A 17,013-nucleotide genomic window follows, 5' to 3' on the forward strand; every position below is an offset into this window, starting at 1 on the left:
GCTTATCGACGCCCCGCGCCCCGCAGGCCGCCGACGCGACAGGCTCTGCCGGCTGAATCTCCACGGGCGCTGGGGCGAGTGGCGTGCTTGGCATTCTGGGCCGCATCGGGGTGTGGTGGCGTGTCTTGCGGGGCCCGCCCCAGGCCGGCCGCCCTGGCGGCCTCTTGGGGCTTACGCGGTGTCTTGCGGTTGGCGATGACGCTGCGCGCGATGTGAGTAACTTCTTGGCTTCGGAGCTACGTTCATGCCGGTCGTTGCTGGGTGCGCGCCGATTGCGATGAGCTCTCACGACGCAAGACACCGCGTACGCTCCCAAAGGCCGCCCGCGCGGCCGGCCGGGAGCGGGCCCCGCAAGATCTTTCGCCAAACCCCACCGCTGGCGAGTACCCCGCGCAAACCGTTCGTCCCAGCGGCCGCGAAGATGAATTCAATGGAGCCCGGTGCGGCGGTGGCCTGGGGGGCCGCGGGGCGTCGATAAGCCCGAGGGAATCCGAAGGAGCCGCCGCAGGCGGTGACGAGGATGACGACGGGGCAGTCCGGAGCGAAGGCTCCGGACCGCAATCGTTGCCCTGCGGCCCCAGGCCACCGCCGCACCGGGCGTCTTAAGAACTTCACCACAGAGTAGCCAATAGCTTCTCCACGACAAGCACCCCCTCTATACAATCGACCGATAAACCAAGGAGCCACCCCCATGTCCCTGAACTCTGACGCGCTACGCCTCTTCCTGGGCGTGGTCGACGCCGGATCCCTCAGCGCCGCCGCCGAGCTGCTGGGCCATACCGCGTCGGGCGTCAGCCGGGGTTTGTCGCGCCTGGAGGAAGAACTCGGCGTCACCTTGCTCAACCGCACCACCCGGCGCATGGAATTGACCGAGGAGGGCAAGCACTTCTTGCCGAAGGCCCGGCATATCGTCGCTTCGCTGGACGAAGCCGAGGACTGCATGCGCATGGTGCATCAGCGTCCGGCGGGCCGCTTGCGGGTGGATGCGTCGGTGCCGGTGATGTTGCATTGCGTGGTGCCGCTGGTCGCGGAATTCCGGCGCGAGTATCCGGCGATCACGCTCGAACTCACCAGCAACGACCGCATCGTCGATCTGATGGAACATCGCACCGACGTGGCGCTGCGCATGGGGCCGCTGACGGATTCCACCCTGCATGCGCGCACGCTGCGGCCTTCGCCGCGCTGGGTGATGGCCAGTCCGGAATACGTGGCCCGGCGCGGCGCGCCGCAAACGGTGGAGGATTTGGCGGCGCACGAAGTGCTGGGTTTCACCCAGCCTGAAAGCCTGAACGTCTGGCCCTTGCGCCACGCGGGCGGGTCCAGCTACCTGGCGGTGCCGACGCTGGCGACCTCCAGCGGCGAAACCCAGCGGCAACTGGCGGTGCGCGGCGTGGGCATCGCCTGCCTGTCCGACTTCGTGGTGCGCGAGGACGTCAAGGCCGGCCGGCTGGTGAAGGTGATGGAAGCCGTGCACACGGACTACCTGCAGCCCATGCACGCGGTGTATCACCGCAACACGCAGCTGTCGCGGCGGATTGCCTGCTTCCTGGATTTCTTCGCGGCGCGGATTTGATCCCGCGCCGCGCCTGGCATGGCGCCTAGGCGTGCAACGCCCGCCCAAACGCCGACAGTACCGATTCGTGCAGCGTTTCCGACAGGGTCGGGTGCGCGAACACGGTGTGCATCAGGTCTTCCTCGGTGGCCTCCAGCGAAGCCGCCACGCCATAGCCCGTGATCAGCTCGGACGCTTCGGGGTGGATGATGTGCGCGCCCAGCAGCTCGCCGCTTTTGGCATCGAACACCGTCTTCACCAAGCCCTGGTCCTCGCCCATGGCGATCGCCTTGCCGTTGCCGGCGAAGGTGAACTTGCCGACGCGGATCTCGCCGCCGTTCTTGGCGGCGTGCTCGCGGGCGCGGGCTTCGCTCATGCCGATGCTGGCGACCTGCGGATACGAATAGGTGCAGGCCGGAATGCGCAGCGGATCGATGGGATGCGCGGGCTTGCCGGCGATCGCTTCGACGCACAGCACCGCTTCGTGGCTGGCCTTGTGGGCCAGCCATGGCGCGCCGGCCACGTCGCCAATGGCGTAGACGCCGGGCTCGCCCGTGCGGCACAGGCCGTCGGTGACGATATGGGTCTTCTCCACCTTGACGCGGGTCTGCTCCAGGCCCAGGTTCTCGACGTTGCCGACGATGCCGGCGGCGACGATGACGCGGTCCACCTCCAGCTCGCTGCGCTTGCCTTGCTGGTCCAGCGCCACTTTCACGCCGGTTGCGGTCAACGAGGATGAGGTCACGGCGCACTGCGTCAGCACGCGGATGCCTTGCTTCTCGAAAGCCTTGCGGGCCAGCGCCGAGATTTCCGCGTCTTCCTGCGGCAGGATTTCCGCGGTCATGTCGATCAACGTGACCTCTGCACCCACGGCGCGGTAGAAGCTGGCGAACTCCGCGCCGATGGCGCCCGCGCCCACCACCAGCAGCGACTTCGGAATCTCGGCCGGAACCAGCGCCTGGCGGTAGGCCCAGATGCGTTCGCCCAGGGGCAGCGCCGGCAGTTCGCGGGCGCGCGCGCCTGTGGCCAGAATGATGTGCTTGGCCGATAGCGCGCTGCCGTTGTCCAGCGCCAGGCGGCCGCCGCCCGCCAGCTTGGCGCTAGCGGCGAACACGGTTACGCCGTTCTTCTTCATCAGGTGCGCCACGCCCTGGCCCAGGCGGCCTGCCACCTTGCGCGAACGCGCCACCATGGCGGCCAGGTCCGGGCGCGCTTCGCCAGCGCCCGCCACGCCGTAGTGCGCCGCCTCGCGGCAGGCGCGCAACACGGTGGCGCTGTGCAGCAGCGCCTTGGTGGGGATGCAGCCCCAGTTCAGGCAGATGCCGCCCAGCTCGGCGCGCTCCACCAGCGCGACCGACATGCCCAGCTGGGCCGCGCGGATGGCGGCGACGTAGCCGCCGGGACCGCCGCCCACCACGGCGAGATCAAACGTAGTCTTGGTCATGGCGGGGCTCACAGCAGGATGCGCACGGGGTTTTCGATCAGCGTGCGGAAGGCGGCCAGCCAGCGTGCGCCCACCGCGCCGTCCACCACGCGGTGGTCGGCCGACAGGGTCACGGTCATGACGGTGGCGGCGGCAAGCTGGCCGTCGCTGTCCACCACCGGGCGCTTCTCGGCCGCGCCTACCGCCAGGATGGCGGCCTGCGGCGGATTGATGATGGCGGCGAACTGGCTGATGCCATACATGCCCAGGTTGCTGACGGTCAGCGAGCCGCCGGTGAATTCCTCGGGCTTCAGGCGGTTGATCTTGGCGCGCCCGGCCAGCTCGACGATTTCGCCGGCGATGGCCGACAGCGGCTTGACGTCCGCGTCGCGCACGATGGGCGTGACCAAGCCGCCGTCGGTCGCCACCGCCACCGAGATGTCGGCGCCGGCGTGGTATTCGACGGCGTCCTCGTGCCAGCTGGCGTTGACTTCGGGCACTTCGCGCAGGGCCAGGGCGGCCGCGCGCACGATGAAGTCATTGACCGACAGCTTCACCGCGCCGCCCTGATTGGCCTGGGAGCGCAGCGCCAGCAGCGCGTCCATCCGGCAATCCACCGTCAGGTAGAAGTGCGGCACGTGCTGCTTGCTTTCGGTGAGGCGGCGGGCGATGGCGCGGCGCATGCCGGTGTGCGGCACGCGGCGCGCGGCGGGACGGCCGGCCAGCGGCGCGGCAGCGGCGGCCGGAATCCGGTCGCGCGCCGCTTCCACGTCGCGGCGCACGATGCGGCCGTGCGGGCCGGTGCCAGTCACGTTGAGCAGGTCCACATGCCACTGGGCGGCCAGGCGGCGCGCCAGCGGGCTGGCGAACAGGCGGCCGCCGGGGACCGGGGTGGTGCTTGCGGCGCCGGCCGGGGCGGAAGGCGAGGCGGGCGCGGAGGCAGCGGCGCTGCAGGCCGGAGCCGGCGCAGCGGCGGGGGCGGCGGCAACCGCGGGCTGCACGGCGGCGCCGGCTTCGGCCAGCGCGCGGTCGATGGCCGAGGCGTCCTCGCCCTGCGCCAGCAGCACGCCGATCACGGTGTTCACCGGCACGGAGGCCGCGCCGGCCTGGACCACGATGCGGCCCAGCACGCCGGCCTGTTCGGCATTGATTTCGACGATGGCCTTCTCGGTTTCGATTTCCGCCAGCGCGTCGCCCACGGCGACCGTGTCGCCTTCTTTCTTGAGCCACTGGTGCAGCGTGCCGCCCGAGGTATCGGCCGCAACGGAGGGGAGCTTGATAAGGTGTGCCACGATGTTCGTCCTATTCAGCGGCGCCGGCCAGGTCGGGCCGGTAGGTGGCGGGATCGTCGTATTCGACCAGTTCCAGCACATTGCCTTCGGGGTCGCGGAAGAACGCCAGCCAGGTGCCGGGGCGCACTTCCATCGGCGCCGGCTTGCTGTCGAAAACCACGCCCCGGGCTTCCAGACCGCGAACCACGCCGGGCAGGTCGCGCACGATGAAGGTCAGGTAGGTCGCGCCCTGGCGGTCCAGGATGGCCGCGCCGCGCGCGGCGGCCTCGGGCGCGGCGGCGGGTTGCAGCAGTTTGATGCGTTCGCCATAGCTGGTCTGCAGCCGCGCCACGTCGTAGCCATGGCGCGTCAGGCCGGTGGCCTGGGCCTTGTCGGCCGGCACGCTCACGCGGTTGACGAGCTTCAGGCCCAGCACGCCGGTATAAAAGGCCAGCAGCGCGTCCAGGTCGGCGCAGCAGATGCCGACCTCCATCGGCACGGTCATGTGCAGGGAAGCGCTCATGCCTGTTCTCCCAGGTCGGCCAGCACGTCGGCCAGGCCGGCCATGACTTCCTCGGTATCCGCGAACGCCGCGCGCTCCAGCACCTTGGAGATGCTGGGCGAGGCCTCGCCGCCAGTCACGCGCTTGACCGGCTGGTCCAGCCAGTCGAAGTAGCGGCGCTGGATCTCGTCGGCCAGCATGGCGCCGTAGGAGGTGCCGCGCGCGCCTTGCTCCACGATCAGCACGTTGTTGGTCTTCATGATGCTGGCGCCGATGGTGTCCCAGTCCAGGCTGGCGCGGTCCAGCGTGCGCAGGTCGATGACCTCGGCGTCCACGCCGGCGGCTTCCGCCGCCTTGAGCGCGCGGCTGACCATGGACAGATAGGTCAGGATGGTGACCTTGCCGCCCTCGCGGCGCACGCGAGCCTTGCCAAACGGGACGGCATAGTCCAGGTCGCCTGCGGGCACCTCGCCCGACGAGGCGTACAGGTCCACGTGCTCGATCACCAGCACCGGGTCCTTGGAGGCCAGCGCGGTGTTCATCAGGCCGACGTATTCGTAGGGCGTGGACGGCGCGACCACGCGCCAGCCGGGCGCGGTGGCGAAGATGCCGGCCGGGTCCATCGAGTGCTGCGAGCCGTAGCCCGTGCCCATGGCGACCTTGGTGCGCAGCACGAAGGGCACGTCGATGTCGCCGCCGAACATGTGGCGGGCCTTGCCGATCTGGTTGAAGATCTGGTCGGCCGCGACCCACATGAAGTCGGGGTACATGAACTCCACGATGGGCCGGTAGCGGCCGTCCATGGCCAGGCCGCCGCCCAGGCCGGCGAAGGCGTTCTCGGAAATGGGGGTGCCCAGCACGCGGTCGGGATACTTGTCCTTCAGGCCGCGCGTGGCGCCGTTGGTGCCGCCCTTCAGGCGGTGCACGTCTTCGCCCAGCACCACCACGCCGGCGTCGGTTTCCATGCGGCGGTCCAGCACGTCGGCCACCGCGTCCACGAACTTGCGCTCGGCGGACTGGCCGGCGTAGTCCGCCGCTTCCTGGTAGCGCAGGCCGGCCAGTTCCGAGCCGTCGCTGCGCAGGCCCACGTCGCGGAAGTCGGGACTGGGCCAGAGGTCGGCGCGCACGCGGCGCTTGCCGCCGTCGGCGGCTTCGGTCAGGCGGCCGGAGACGTCCTTCATCACGTCCTTGCAGCGCTGGCGCAGGGCGTCCACTTCGGCTTGTGTGATCAGCTTGCGGCCGATCATTTCCGCGGCGATCTTGTCCAGCGGATCGCGGCGGCGCCATTGCGCTTCCTCGTCCTTGCTGCGGTAGCCGAAGGCGCTGCCGGGGAACGGGCCGTTCTGGTGGAAGAAGCGGTACACGTCCACTTCGACGATGGTGGGACCGTTGCCGGCGCGCATGTGCGCCACGGCCTCGGACATGGCCAGGTGGACCGCCAGCGGGTCCATGCCGTCCACCTTCCACGACGGAATGTTGAAGGCCAGGCCGCGCGCCGACAGGCGCGGTTCGGCGGTGGACTCTTCGACCGTGGTGGACACGGCGTAGCGGTTGTTCTCGATGAAGAAGCACAGCGGCGTCTTCCAGGCCGCGGTCAGGTTCATGGTTTCCAGCACCGAGCCGATGTTCACCGCGCCGTCGCCGAAGTAGGTCACGGCGACGCGGTCGGTGCCCGCGTGCTTGTGCGCCCAGCCCGCGCCGGCCGCCAGCGGCACGCCGCCGCCGACGATGGCGTTGGTGCCCAGCGCGCCGGCTTCGAGCCAGCGCAGGTGCATGCTGCCGCCGCGGCCGCGGCAGTAACCCTGGGCCAGGCCCATGATCTCGGCCATGGTCTTCTGCAGGACCTCATCGATGGCGGGCGTGAGGGGATTACGCGGGTCCAGGCCCAGCGGCGCGACGTGCTGCAGCGCCTTGGCCAGGAACTGGTGGTGGCCGCGGTGCGAACCGTTGATCTGGTCGCCGGCGCCCAGCGCCAGCACAGAGCCGACCGCGCCGCCTTCCTGGCCCACGGACGAATGCGCGGGGCCGTGCACCAGGCCTTCGGCGGCCAGGTCCAGCACGGCCTCTTCAAAGGCGCGGATCCAGTGCAGCTGGGTCAGCATGGTGCCCAGCAGGGCCGGGTCCGCCTGTTGCCAGTCCTTGGCGTCTACCGTCAGTTGCCGCCAGGGCGCTTGGGACTCAAGCGGTTGGTGGGTGGCCATGAGTGAATCTCCAGAGATGTGTGGGTGTCTTGCGATTAGAGGTAGCTGTAGCGGCTCCAGCCGCCATCGGCCACCAGAGTGTGTCCGTTGACGTAGCCGGCCTGGCGCGAGGCCAGGAACACCGCCAGGTCGGCCATTTCGGCCGGTTGCGCCAGGCGGCGCAGCGGCGTGCGCTGCTTGAGGCGTTCGGGGTCGAGGCGGCCGCGCGCGGCCAGGTCGCGCACCAGGTCCGTTTCCACGTAGCCCGGCGCCAGCGCGTTCACGCGCACGCCCATGGGGCCCCATTCCACAGCCAGGGTCTCGGTCAGCAGCACCACCGCGCCCTTGGTGGCGCAGTAGGCGGCGCGGTCGGGCGCCGCCACCACGCCGTACATCGAGGCCAGGTTGATGATGCTGCCGGCGCCGGCGGGCACCATGCGGCGGCCGGCGGCCTGGGCGCACAGGAACACGCCGGTCAGGTTGATGTCCACGGCGCGGCGCCATTCGTCCACGGTGACTTCCAGCGTGGGCTTGTTGGCCGAGACGCCGGCGTTGTTGACCAGCACGTCGATGCGGCCCCAGGCCTGCTCGACCTGTGCGAAGGCGCGCTCGACCGCGTCGGCGTCGGTGACCGAGGCTTGCACGGCCAGCGCCTCGCCGCCCAGCGCGGCCAGGCCGGCGACGGCCTCTGCCAACGCCGTGGCGTCCATGTCCAGCAGCGCGACGCGCGCGCCCTGGCGCACGAAGGCCTGCGCCGTGGCCAGGCCTATGCCCTTGGCGCCGCCGGTGATGACGACGCTCTGGCCGCGCAGGTCGGGATGGATTACTTCCGGAGTTTGGTCCAAGATGGTTGCCTCTTAGCGATGTATTTGCCGGCGCTCAGACCGCCAGCCATTCCTGGACCACGTCCTGGCGCTCATGCAGCTGCGCGGGCGGTCCTTCGAAAACGATGCGGCCGTGGCCCATCACGCTGACGCGGGTGGAGACCTTCAGCGCGATGGTCAGCTTCTGCTCCACCAGCACCACCGACACGCCGCGCTTGTGGATGTCGCGGATCACGTCGGCGATCACTTCCACGATCTTCGGCGCCAGCCCCTCGGTGGGCTCGTCGATCAGCATGACCTTGGGGTTGCCCAGGAGCGAGCGGCACATGGTCAGCATCTGCTGTTCGCCGCCGGACAGGTTGCCGGCCTTGGTGCCGCGGCGTTCCTTCAGTCGCGGAAAGTAGTCGAACATCTGCTCGGTCGACCAGTAGGGCGCGTCGTCGCGCTTGGGTTGTTCGCCCATGCGCAGGTTCTCGTCCACGGTCAGGTTGGCGAATACCTCGCGTTCTTCCGGTACGAAGCCCAGGCCGGCGCGGGCGATCTCGAAGGGGCGCTTGTTGGTGATGTCGCGGCCTTCGATGGCGATGCTGCCGCCGGTCACGTCCACCAGGCCCATGATGCTTTTCATGGTGGTGGAGCGGCCGGCGCCGTTGCGGCCCAGCAGGCTCACGACCTCGCCGCGGCCGACAGTCAGGTCGATGCCGTGCAGGATGTGGCTCTTGCCGTAGTGGGCGTGCACGCCTTGCAGGCTCAGCAAGGGGGATTGCGTCGTCATACCGTTTCCTCTCCCAGGTAGGCTTCGCGCACGCGGGCGTCGCCGCGGATGTCGGCCGGTGTGCCGGTGGCGAGGATCTCGCCGTAGACCAGCACGCTGATGCGGTCGGCCAGCGAGAACACCACCTGCATGTCGTGCTCCACGATCAGCAGGGTGCAGTCGCGGGTCACGTCCTTGATCAGTTCCACCGTGTAGTCCACCTCGTGCTGGGACATGCCCGCCATGGGCTCGTCCAGCAGGATGACCTTGGGGCGCGAGGCCAGCGTCATGCCGATCTCCAGCGACCGCTGTTCCGAATAGTTCAGGTCGCCGGCGGCGGTGTCCTGCTTGGCGGCCAGGCGCACTTTCTCCAGCAGGCGGTCGACGTCCTCGTTGACGGCGCGGTTGCGGGCGATGGGACGCCAGAAGTTGTAGACCAGCCCGTGCATGCGCAAGACCGCCAGCCGCAGGTTCTCGCGCACCGACAGGCGCGGGAACACGTTGGTGATCTGGAACGAGCGCGCCAGTCCCAGGCGGTTGATGCGTTCCGGGGGCAGGCCGCCGATCGCGCGCGAACGCAGGCTGATGTCGCCCGAGGTCGGCGCGAACGAGCCCGACATCAGGTGGAACAGGGTGGACTTGCCCGCGCCGTTGGGACCGATGACGGCATGGCGTTCGCCGGCCTCGATCTTCAGGTTTACGCCGCGAATGATCTGCGCGTCGCCAAAGGACTTGCGCACGTCGGTCAGGGTCAGGATGTCGTGGCTCATTGTGCAGCCTCCAGCGCGGGAGCGGCTTGTTCGTCGTCGCGCCACAGGGCCAGCGCCCAGCGGCAGGCGGCGAGGCCCGCCAGGAACAACACCAACGGAATCAGCCAGGTCGACAGCGCCAGCGGCGCCCAGTCGTGGCCGAACAACGGGATGTCGGGCCAGCCGGCCTCGGGGTTCATCGCCAGCAGCGAGCGGTAGTCGCGGGCGAACATGCGTTGCAGCAGCTCCACCGTGAAGACCGTGGCGCAAGTCAGCAGCAGGCCGCCCGCCACCGAGACCGCCGCGCGCGGCAGCCAGTTGGCCAGTCCGCGCTCGCGCAGCGAACGCGCGGCGCCCTGCACCAGGCCCACCAGTCCGTCCGGCACGAACAGCATCACCAGCACGAACAGAATGCCCTGGTACAGCAGCCAGGAGCGGGTGATGTCGGCCAGCGTCTGCGACAGGAAGGTCAGGATGGACGCGCCCAGCACCGGGCCCAGGAAGGCGTTGACACCGCCGATGTAGGCGAACAGCACCGCGTCGGTGGACAGCTTGACGTCGAACAGCACGTAATTGCCTGCTTCGATGTTCAGCGCCTGCAGGCCGCCGGCGATGCCGGCGAACATGGCCGACAGTGCGAACACCAGGGTCTTGAGCGTGTGCGGGCGATAGCCCAGGTAGCGCAGGCGGTTGGCGTTCTCGCGCAGGCCCAGCGTCAGCCGGCCCAGCGGCGTGCGGGTCAGGCCATAAAGCGCGGCCAGCGACACCAGCACCCAGGCCAGTACCAGGAAATAGACCTCGATGTCGGAACCGAAGGTGAAACCCCAGGCCGGCATGCGCATGGCGGATACGCCCGCCTCGCCGCCGAACACGCCCTTCAGGTGCGGCGCCAGCGCATGCAGCAGCTCGGCCAGCGCCAGCGTGATCATGGCGAAGTAGACGCCCGCGCGCATGGTGGCGAACCAGCCCGCGACCAGGCCGAACAGCAGGCCGGCCACGCCGCCCGCCAGCGGCATCAGGGGCGTGGGCAGGAGGCCTGCGCCGCCCAGCGCATTCATGGCGTGGATGGTGGCGAAGGTGCCCACGCCGAAGTACGCGGCATGGCCGAAGGACAGCATGCCGCCCTGGCCGGCCAGCAGGTTGAAGGCGCAGGCGAACAGCGCGGCAATCAGCATCTGCACGGCCGCCACCAGCTGGCCCGGAGGCAACAGCCAGGGCAGCGCGCAAAGCGCGGCCACGCACAGGACAAGTAGCAGGATGGCGGAAGTACGGCGGGTCTGGCTCATGCCTGTTCTCCCTTCAGGCCCGAGGGCTTGACCAGCAGCACCACCAGCATCAGCAGGAAGGGCAGGGTGGCCGCCAGGCTGGAAATCTTCACGGTCATCAGGCCGCCCACGCTTTCGGCCCATTCTCCGGCGCCGAACAGGCCGAACAGGGACGCCAGGCTGGCGTCGATGCCGACCGAGAACGAGCTGATCAGGCCGATCAGCAGCGAGGCAATCATCGCGCCTTCCAGCGAGCCCAGGCCGCCGACCACGACCACCACGAACACCAGCACGCCCAGTTCCAGCGCCATGTTGGGGTTGGTGGTGTAGAACGCGCCCGCGACCGCGCCGGCCAGGCCGGCCATGGCCGCGCCCACGCCGAACACGCTCATGAACACCAGCGGCACGTTGTGGCCCAGCGCTTCGGCCATGCGCGGGCGGTAGATGGCCGAGCGCACCACGATGCCGACGCGGGTGCGCGACAGCAGCAGATAGATCACGGCGAACATCGCCAGCGACACCCCGCCCATCAGCAGGCGGTAGAAGGGGTAGTCCGCATCGAACACGCGGAAGGCCGCGAAGTTGAGGAACTGCGGCACGCGGTAGTCGACCGGAAAGTCGCCGTAGAACAGCTTGATCAGCTCCGCCACGATGAAGGCCAGGCCGAAGGTCACCAGCAGTTCCTGCGCATGGCCGAACTTGTGGACGCGGCGCAGAAAGTAGCGCTCCACGCCCATGCCCAGCAGGCCGGCGATGACGGTGGCCAGGACCAGCGCGGTCCAGAAGCCGGTGACGGGCGTCAGGGTGTAGGCGGCGTACGCGCCTATCATGTAGAACGAGGCGTGCGCGAAGTTGAGCACGCCCATCATTCCGAAAATCAGTGTCAGGCCTGCCGACACCATGAATAGCAGCAGGCCGTAAATCACGCCGTTCAACAGCGAGACGGTAAAGTATTCCATGTCCGCTCCAGGATTCTTGCGCTAAGACGACGGACGTCTTGCGAGCGATTGCGCACCAGGATTTTTCCGGCCCGCGCCGGGGGTGCGCTTATTGGTTCGCGAGGGGTCGCGATGCATTGCGCGCGCTGATGGCCGGCATGGCGCCGGCCGATCATCAACGCGCGCAAGCCATCAGTTCGGCCGCTGCATCTTGCAGGTCGCCTGCGGCGGCGCCGACACGTCGGCCGCGGCCAGCACCTTCACCGGCTCGAAGCCCATGTCGGTGCCGTCGGCCTTGTACTTGGCGTTCTTGCCGACCTTGGACACCACCATGGGCAGCTGCACCTGGTGGTCTTCCGCGCGCATTGTGTAGGTGCCCAGCGACGAGGTGTAGGTGACCTTCTCCAGCGCGCCGGCCAGTTGCGGCACGGACAGCTTGCCGTCCTGCGGCTGGACCTGCTTGAGCGCCTCGCCCAGGAAGCGGATGCCGATCACGGTCTGCGGTTCGGTGTAGCTGGGGTAGTGGCCGGTCTTGGCCTTGTAGTCCTCGGCGAACTTGGCGCCTTCCTCGCCGGCGGCCTCGATGTTGTAGGGGTGGGCGATGTAGTGGCCCAGCGCGACTTCGCCGGCGTTGGCCAGGTTGCCCACCTGATCCAGGAACACGGTGGCGAAGCGGACCTTCAGGCCAGCGGCCTGCGTGGCCTTCATCAAGAGCAGCAGGTCGTTGGACCAGTTGCCCGTGATCACGGTGTCGGGCGTGGCCGAGCGGATGCGCGCGACGTAAGGCGCGAAGTCCTGGATCTTGTTGACCTCGTGCAGCGTCTTGCCGACCACTTCATAGCCATACTGCTTGGCGAAGCGCTCGGTGGCGCCTTCCATGTCCTGGCCCCAGGAGTAGTTCTGGTTGATGGCGTACACGCGCTTGCCCAGGGTACCGTCGGCCGACATGACCGAGGCCAGCGCCTTCACGCGCAGATCGGCGTTGGTGGTGAAGCGGAAGTGGTAGAAGTGGCACTTCTGGCCGGTCAGTTCCAGCGCTTCGCCGCCCACGTTCAGGAACACGACTTCCTTGCCCGGGTTGCGCAGGTTGTGCTTGCGCACGTCTTCGGTCAGCTGTCCCGAAATGGCCGACGAGGACCCTTGCACCAGGATCTGCACGCCTTCGGCCGCGGCCGCGCGGAAGCGGTCGGACGCACCCACCGGGCCGCCCTGGTTGTCGAACTCGACCAGTTCCAGCGGCTGGCCGTTCCAGCCGCCGGCGGCGTTGATGCGGTCCAGCTCATATTTGACCGCGGCGCGGAACATCAGGCCGGTCGAAGCCTGCGGGCCGGACAGCGTTTCGATCAGGCCGATCTTGACGGGCGCGGCCTGGGCCGATGCGGCGATGCCGGCCAGGCACAGCAGGCCAGTGGTGAAAGCCAATTTCATGCGTGTCTCCTCCGTGGGACGGGAGTGTGGTGAATTTGTGGATCAAGCAAGCGCGCTGTTGAACCAGCCTTAGCGCGGCTCTTCTATGCCCAGGAAGCGGGCAATTTCGGCGATCTGTCCTTCCAGCATGTACAGGCCCGGATGCGTGCGGCAGCCACGCGCGGCGGCGGCGCGCAGCAGGGGCGTGTCGACGCGGCTCATGACGGCGTCGGCGACGACGGTGCCGGCGGCAAGCGCGTCCAGCTGGAAGGGCAGGGGATCGGTGTCGTTCAGGCCCAACGAGGTCGCGTTGATGGCGATGTCGCAGGACTCGGGCGCGGCGCCGGCCACGCTGATGGCGAGGCCGGGATACTGGCGGCCCAGGTGGGCGGCGAAGGAGAGTGCCTTGTCGGCGCTGCGGTTGTACAGGCGCAGGCTGGCGGGGCCGGCGTCGGCGACGGCACAGGCGATGGCCTTGCCCGCGCCGCCCAGGCCGGCCAGGTAGACATGGCGGCCGGCCGGATCATGGCCCTGGCTGCGCAGGCCGGCCACGAAGCCCAGTCCGTCGAAGTTTCCGCCGGTGAGCACGCCGTCGCGCAGGCGCACCGCGTTGACCGCGCCGCTCAGCTGGGCGGACGGCGTCAGGGCGTCGCACAGGGCGGCGGCGTTTTCCTTGTGGGGCACCGTCACCACGATGCCGCCCAGATTGGCCAGCCCGCGGATGCCGGCGAACAGGCCGGGCAGGCCGGCGGGGGCCACATGGAACGGAACCATGACCGCATCCACGCCGCGCTCGCGCAGCAGGGCGTTGAGCCGCTGGGGCGTCTTGACGTGAGCGATCGGGTCCGCCGCGATCGCGAAAACGGTAGTGCTGCCGGTGATTTCCACCTGTTTGTCCCCTGCCTGGGTAGCGGCTTGCCGCCGTGTCGTTCCTGACTCTCTTGCCTGAAAGCGCCAGTTGCTTTACGCTTTCGGAATAAGTTGTCAGGCAACTTTATTAAGTTGTCCGATAAATCATAGGGCAAGCGTTTTTCCCGTGTCAAGCGGCCGTTTCGGGAGTCCAATCGGAATTCCCGTGGCCGCTGGGAAGGCGTTCAGCCGGCGTACGAGAGTGCTTCAGGAGACAGAATGATTTCGTTCGAAGGAAAGGTTGCCGCCATCACCGGCGCGGGCAACGGCATCGGCCTGGCGACGGCGCGGTTGATGGCGGCGCATGGCGCCCGGCTGGTGCTGACCGACATCGACAACGCACGCCTGGAAGAGGTGGCGGCCGAGCTGGATCCCAGCGGGCAGCGCGTCTACACGCGCGCGCTGGACGTGTCGGCCTCGGCCGACTGCGAACGCGTGTTCGAGGCGGCGGCCAAGCATTTCGGTGGGCTGGACCATCTGGTGCATTGCGCCGGCATCTACCCGGAGCAACTGGTCAAGGACACCAGCGACGAGGCCTGGCGCACGCTGATGCGCGTGAACCTGGACGGCACCTTCTATGTATGCCGCGCCGCCCAGCGCCACCTGCGCCACGACGGCTCCATCGTGCTGCTGACCTCGCTGGCGGCCCAGCGCGGCAGCTATGCCCACGCGGCCTATTCGGCTTCCAAGGGCGCGGTGCAGAGCTTCACGCGCAGCCTGGCGCTGGAGCTGGCGCCGCAGATCCGCGTGAACGCGGTGGCGCCGGGCATCATCGCCACCTCCATGACCCAGGACCTGATCGGGCAGAAGGGCGCGCAGCTGCTGGAAAGCACGCCGCTGCGCCGCTACGGCACGGCCGAGGAAATCGCGGGTTCCATCGCGTTCCTGTGCTCGCCGCTGGCCGGTTTCGTCACGGGCGAGGTCATGCAGGTCAACGGCGGCATCTATATCGCGTAAAGTCCCAGGATGGCGCGGCGGTCCATGCCGCGGCCGGCCCGCCGGGCATTCCCATAAACAAGAGGCGGCGCGCCTGCGCCGCCCGCAAGTTTCCACCATTCGACCATGCAGCCCAACCAAGAACAGGATCCGCCGCGCGCCGCGCCCAAGAGTTCGCTTTCGGCGGCGCTGGGCGACGCGCTGGCGGAGCAGATCCGCCAGGGGACGCTCGCGCCCGGGGATCGCCTGCCCACGGAAAAGCAGCTGACGGAAACCTATTCGGTCAGCCGCGCCGTCGTGCGCGAAGCGCTGGCGCGCTTGAAGTCCGAAGGCCTGATCACGTCGCAGCAAGGCAGCGGGGTGTTTGTCGACCCGAACTTCCAGAAGAACGCGTTCCGCATCGCCGCGCCCACGCCGGGCGACAACCAGGAACTGGAACATATCCTGGAGCTGATGCTGTCCATCGAAGTCACCGCCGCGCGCTACGCCGCGCAGCGCCGCACCGACGCGGATCTGAAGAAGATGCGCCAGGCGCTGGTGGGCATGGAGTACGCGCTGCTCAACGACAAGCTGGGCGACGAAGAGGACTACCAGTTCCACCATGCCATCGTGCAGGCCACCCATAACCCGCATCTGGTGGCCCTGAACGACTACCTGGAAGCCAATGTGCGGCGGGTCATCCGCAGCGCGCGCAACAATACGGCGCGCATGTACACCGAACGCATGGCCGCGGTGCAGAGCGAGCATCAGGCGATCTTTGCCGCCATCGACGCGGGCGATCCGGACGCCGCCGGCCGCGCCGCCGACCGGCACCTGCGCAACGCCGCGGACCGCCTGCGGCTGTTCCAGGCGGAGCGGCCGGCGCCAGTCTAGGGCGCCGGGGATTGCCCGCCGCGCGGGCGAGTCCTAGGCGAAGGTCTGTTCCATTTCGCGGCGGAACTGTACGGCCGTGGACCGTTCGTCGTACTCCACGTCGGCCCAGCGTATCGCCTGGGATTGGCGCACCGGGTTCTTCAACTTGACCTGGTGCGACAGGCCCAGCGGCAGATAGCCTTCATCCACCGAATCGCGCGCCGGCATCAGCCGGCCGTACACCGTGTAGCCGCCTTCGCCGTCCAGGATCTGGCCGGCCGGCAGGTCGCGCTTGGCGGTGGCGACGACGTCGCCATGCCAGCCGGCGGGCGCGCCTGTGGGCTCGCGCCGCAAGCCCACGCTGGCCACGCTGATGCCCAACTCCAGCCCGATCAGGTGATAGGGCTTGTACATGGCGGTGTAGTTGCCGCTGGGGTCCGTGACCAGGCCGTATTCCTTGAAGCAGCGGCGCACATAGTCGCTGTCGGCGGCCAGGGTCACGTACACGCCCCAGCGCAGGTCGCGGAACACCGGGCGGCCGTCGCGCTCCAGCGAGGAAATCACCTCGACCTGGCCGCGATGGTGCAGGATGCCGCCGCTTTCGCGCGGCCGCAGCACGCGCGCCAGATCGTCCACGCCGCAGGGCGGGAAGTGCAGGCCGGATGGCGAGGGCAGCAAGCCCGTGGCGTTGGAGACCGCGGCCATCTCGATGGCGCTCTTGGTGCCGTCCAGGAAGCTGTTGAACATCTGCGCGTTGAAGTCGCCCGCCGCAACCATTTCGGCGGTGAAGCCGTAATAGGGCCAGACGGTGTCCGGCGTCGACGTATGGAACTCCGGCAGGTACTTGGTGCCCTTGCCCGCGGCCATGACCTCGAAGCCGCTGGCGCGCGCCCAGTCCACCATTTCGCAGATCAGGGCCGGCTGGTCGCCGTAGGCCAGTGAATAGACGATGCCGGCTTCGCGTGCGCGCCGCGCCAGCAGGGGGCCGGCCAGCGCGTCGGCCTCGACGTTGACCATGATGATGTGCTTGCCGTATTCGCAGCAGGCCAGCACGTGGCTGATGCCGGCGGCGGCCTGGCCGGTGGCGTCGATGACGATATCGACGTCGGGGCTGGCGATCACGGCGTGGGGATCGTCGCAGAAGTAGACCTTGCCGTTCTTCAGCGCGTCATTGGTGCTGGCGGCATTGAGCGCGCTGGCGGGCCAGCCGACGCGGGTGAGCGCCGCGCGCGCCCGGTCGGGCACCAGGTCAGCGACTGCGACCAGTCTCATCCCCGGCGTGCGCGGGGCCTGGCTCATGAACATCGCGCCGAACTTTCCGGCGCCCAGTAAGGCAACACGCAAAGGCTTGTGGTCGGCTTCCCGCTGCTTCAGAAGACGGTACAGGTTCATGGTGCAGGCTCCTCCGGGGTGGGGGGTACAGCAACACAGAATAGTCCCAAATTACGGCA

15 protein-coding genes are annotated in these 17,013 nt (G+C 68.7%); 3 read left to right on the forward strand and 12 right to left on the reverse strand.

Annotated elements, in window-relative coordinates; translation table 11 throughout:
• Positions 1-691 precede the first annotated feature (691 nt).
• Positions 692-1,573, forward strand: coding sequence for a LysR family transcriptional regulator (locus BRO63_RS28895; protein ID WP_088143071.1), 882 nt, complete (start codon positions 692-694; stop codon positions 1,571-1,573).
• Positions 1,574-1,598: 25 nt separating this feature from the next.
• Here BRO63_RS28895 and lpdA read toward each other — a convergent pair whose 3' ends face one another.
• The 11 genes from lpdA to BRO63_RS28950 all read right to left on the reverse strand — a co-directional run bounded on the left by lpdA (position 1,599) and on the right by BRO63_RS28950 (position 13,753).
• Entirely contained in the window at positions 1,599-2,996 is a 1,398-nt protein-coding gene (gene lpdA, locus BRO63_RS28900) for a dihydrolipoyl dehydrogenase (RefSeq protein ID WP_088143072.1), read from the reverse strand.
• Positions 2,997-3,004: 8 nt separating this feature from the next.
• On the reverse strand, positions 3,005-4,267 hold the full coding sequence (locus tag BRO63_RS28905; RefSeq protein ID WP_088143073.1) for a pyruvate dehydrogenase complex dihydrolipoamide acetyltransferase: 1,263 nt from the start codon (positions 4,265-4,267) through the stop codon (positions 3,005-3,007).
• A 10-nt stretch (positions 4,268-4,277) separates the two neighbouring features.
• Entirely contained in the window at positions 4,278-4,769 is a 492-nt protein-coding gene (locus BRO63_RS28910) for a VOC family protein (RefSeq protein ID WP_088143074.1), read from the reverse strand.
• On the reverse strand, positions 4,766-6,949 hold the full coding sequence (locus BRO63_RS28915) for an alpha-ketoacid dehydrogenase subunit alpha/beta (protein ID WP_088143075.1): 2,184 nt from the start codon (positions 6,947-6,949) through the stop codon (positions 4,766-4,768). Before BRO63_RS28915 ends, BRO63_RS28910 begins: the two co-directional genes overlap by 4 nt.
• A 35-nt stretch (positions 6,950-6,984) precedes the next feature.
• Positions 6,985-7,773 carry an SDR family NAD(P)-dependent oxidoreductase gene (locus tag BRO63_RS28920; RefSeq protein WP_088143076.1) on the reverse strand — a complete coding sequence of 263 codons (789 nt, stop codon included), beginning with the start codon at positions 7,771-7,773 and terminating at the stop codon, positions 6,985-6,987.
• A gap of 34 nt (positions 7,774-7,807) precedes the next feature.
• On the reverse strand, positions 7,808-8,527 hold the full coding sequence (locus tag BRO63_RS28925; protein WP_054458931.1) for an ABC transporter ATP-binding protein: 720 nt from the start codon (positions 8,525-8,527) through the stop codon (positions 7,808-7,810).
• Positions 8,524-9,276: an ABC transporter ATP-binding protein gene (locus BRO63_RS28930; RefSeq protein WP_088143077.1), complete on the reverse strand. Its 753-nt coding sequence runs from the start codon at positions 9,274-9,276 to the stop codon at positions 8,524-8,526. The genes BRO63_RS28925 and BRO63_RS28930 overlap by 4 nt, the downstream gene beginning before the upstream one ends.
• Positions 9,273-10,541: a branched-chain amino acid ABC transporter permease gene (locus tag BRO63_RS28935; RefSeq protein WP_088143078.1), complete on the reverse strand. Its 1,269-nt coding sequence runs from the start codon at positions 10,539-10,541 to the stop codon at positions 9,273-9,275. The genes BRO63_RS28930 and BRO63_RS28935 overlap by 4 nt, the downstream gene beginning before the upstream one ends.
• A complete protein-coding gene (locus BRO63_RS28940) occupies positions 10,538-11,479 on the reverse strand; it encodes a branched-chain amino acid ABC transporter permease (protein WP_088143079.1) in 942 nt (313 codons plus the stop codon). Before BRO63_RS28940 ends, BRO63_RS28935 begins: the two co-directional genes overlap by 4 nt.
• Before the next feature lie 171 nt (positions 11,480-11,650).
• The gene (locus BRO63_RS28945) at positions 11,651-12,886 is read right to left on the reverse strand and encodes a branched-chain amino acid ABC transporter substrate-binding protein (protein WP_088143080.1); all 1,236 of its coding nucleotides are present in this window, start codon (positions 12,884-12,886) and stop codon (positions 11,651-11,653) included.
• Positions 12,887-12,955: 69 nt separating this feature from the next.
• Complete coding sequence (locus BRO63_RS28950; RefSeq protein WP_088143081.1) at positions 12,956-13,753, reverse strand: shikimate dehydrogenase family protein; 798 nt, start codon at positions 13,751-13,753, stop codon at positions 12,956-12,958.
• A gap of 240 nt (positions 13,754-13,993) precedes the next feature.
• Here BRO63_RS28950 and BRO63_RS28955 point away from each other — a divergent pair, with 240 nt between their 5' ends.
• Both BRO63_RS28955 and BRO63_RS28960 read left to right on the forward strand, forming a co-directional pair.
• Entirely contained in the window at positions 13,994-14,731 is a 738-nt protein-coding gene (locus BRO63_RS28955) for an SDR family NAD(P)-dependent oxidoreductase (RefSeq protein ID WP_013396517.1), read from the forward strand.
• A gap of 105 nt (positions 14,732-14,836) precedes the next feature.
• A complete protein-coding gene (locus BRO63_RS28960; RefSeq protein WP_088143082.1) occupies positions 14,837-15,583 on the forward strand; it encodes a FadR/GntR family transcriptional regulator in 747 nt (248 codons plus the stop codon).
• A 33-nt stretch (positions 15,584-15,616) separates the two neighbouring features.
• Here BRO63_RS28960 and BRO63_RS28965 read toward each other — a convergent pair whose 3' ends face one another.
• Positions 15,617-16,954, reverse strand: a complete 1,338-nt coding sequence (locus BRO63_RS28965) for an NAD(P)H-dependent oxidoreductase (RefSeq protein ID WP_088143083.1) — start codon at positions 16,952-16,954, stop codon at positions 15,617-15,619.
• Positions 16,955-17,013 lie beyond the last annotated feature (59 nt).

Source organism: Achromobacter xylosoxidans (genome assembly GCF_002192695.1).
Classification (GTDB): Bacteria; Pseudomonadota; Gammaproteobacteria; order Burkholderiales; family Burkholderiaceae_B; genus Achromobacter; species Achromobacter xylosoxidans_C.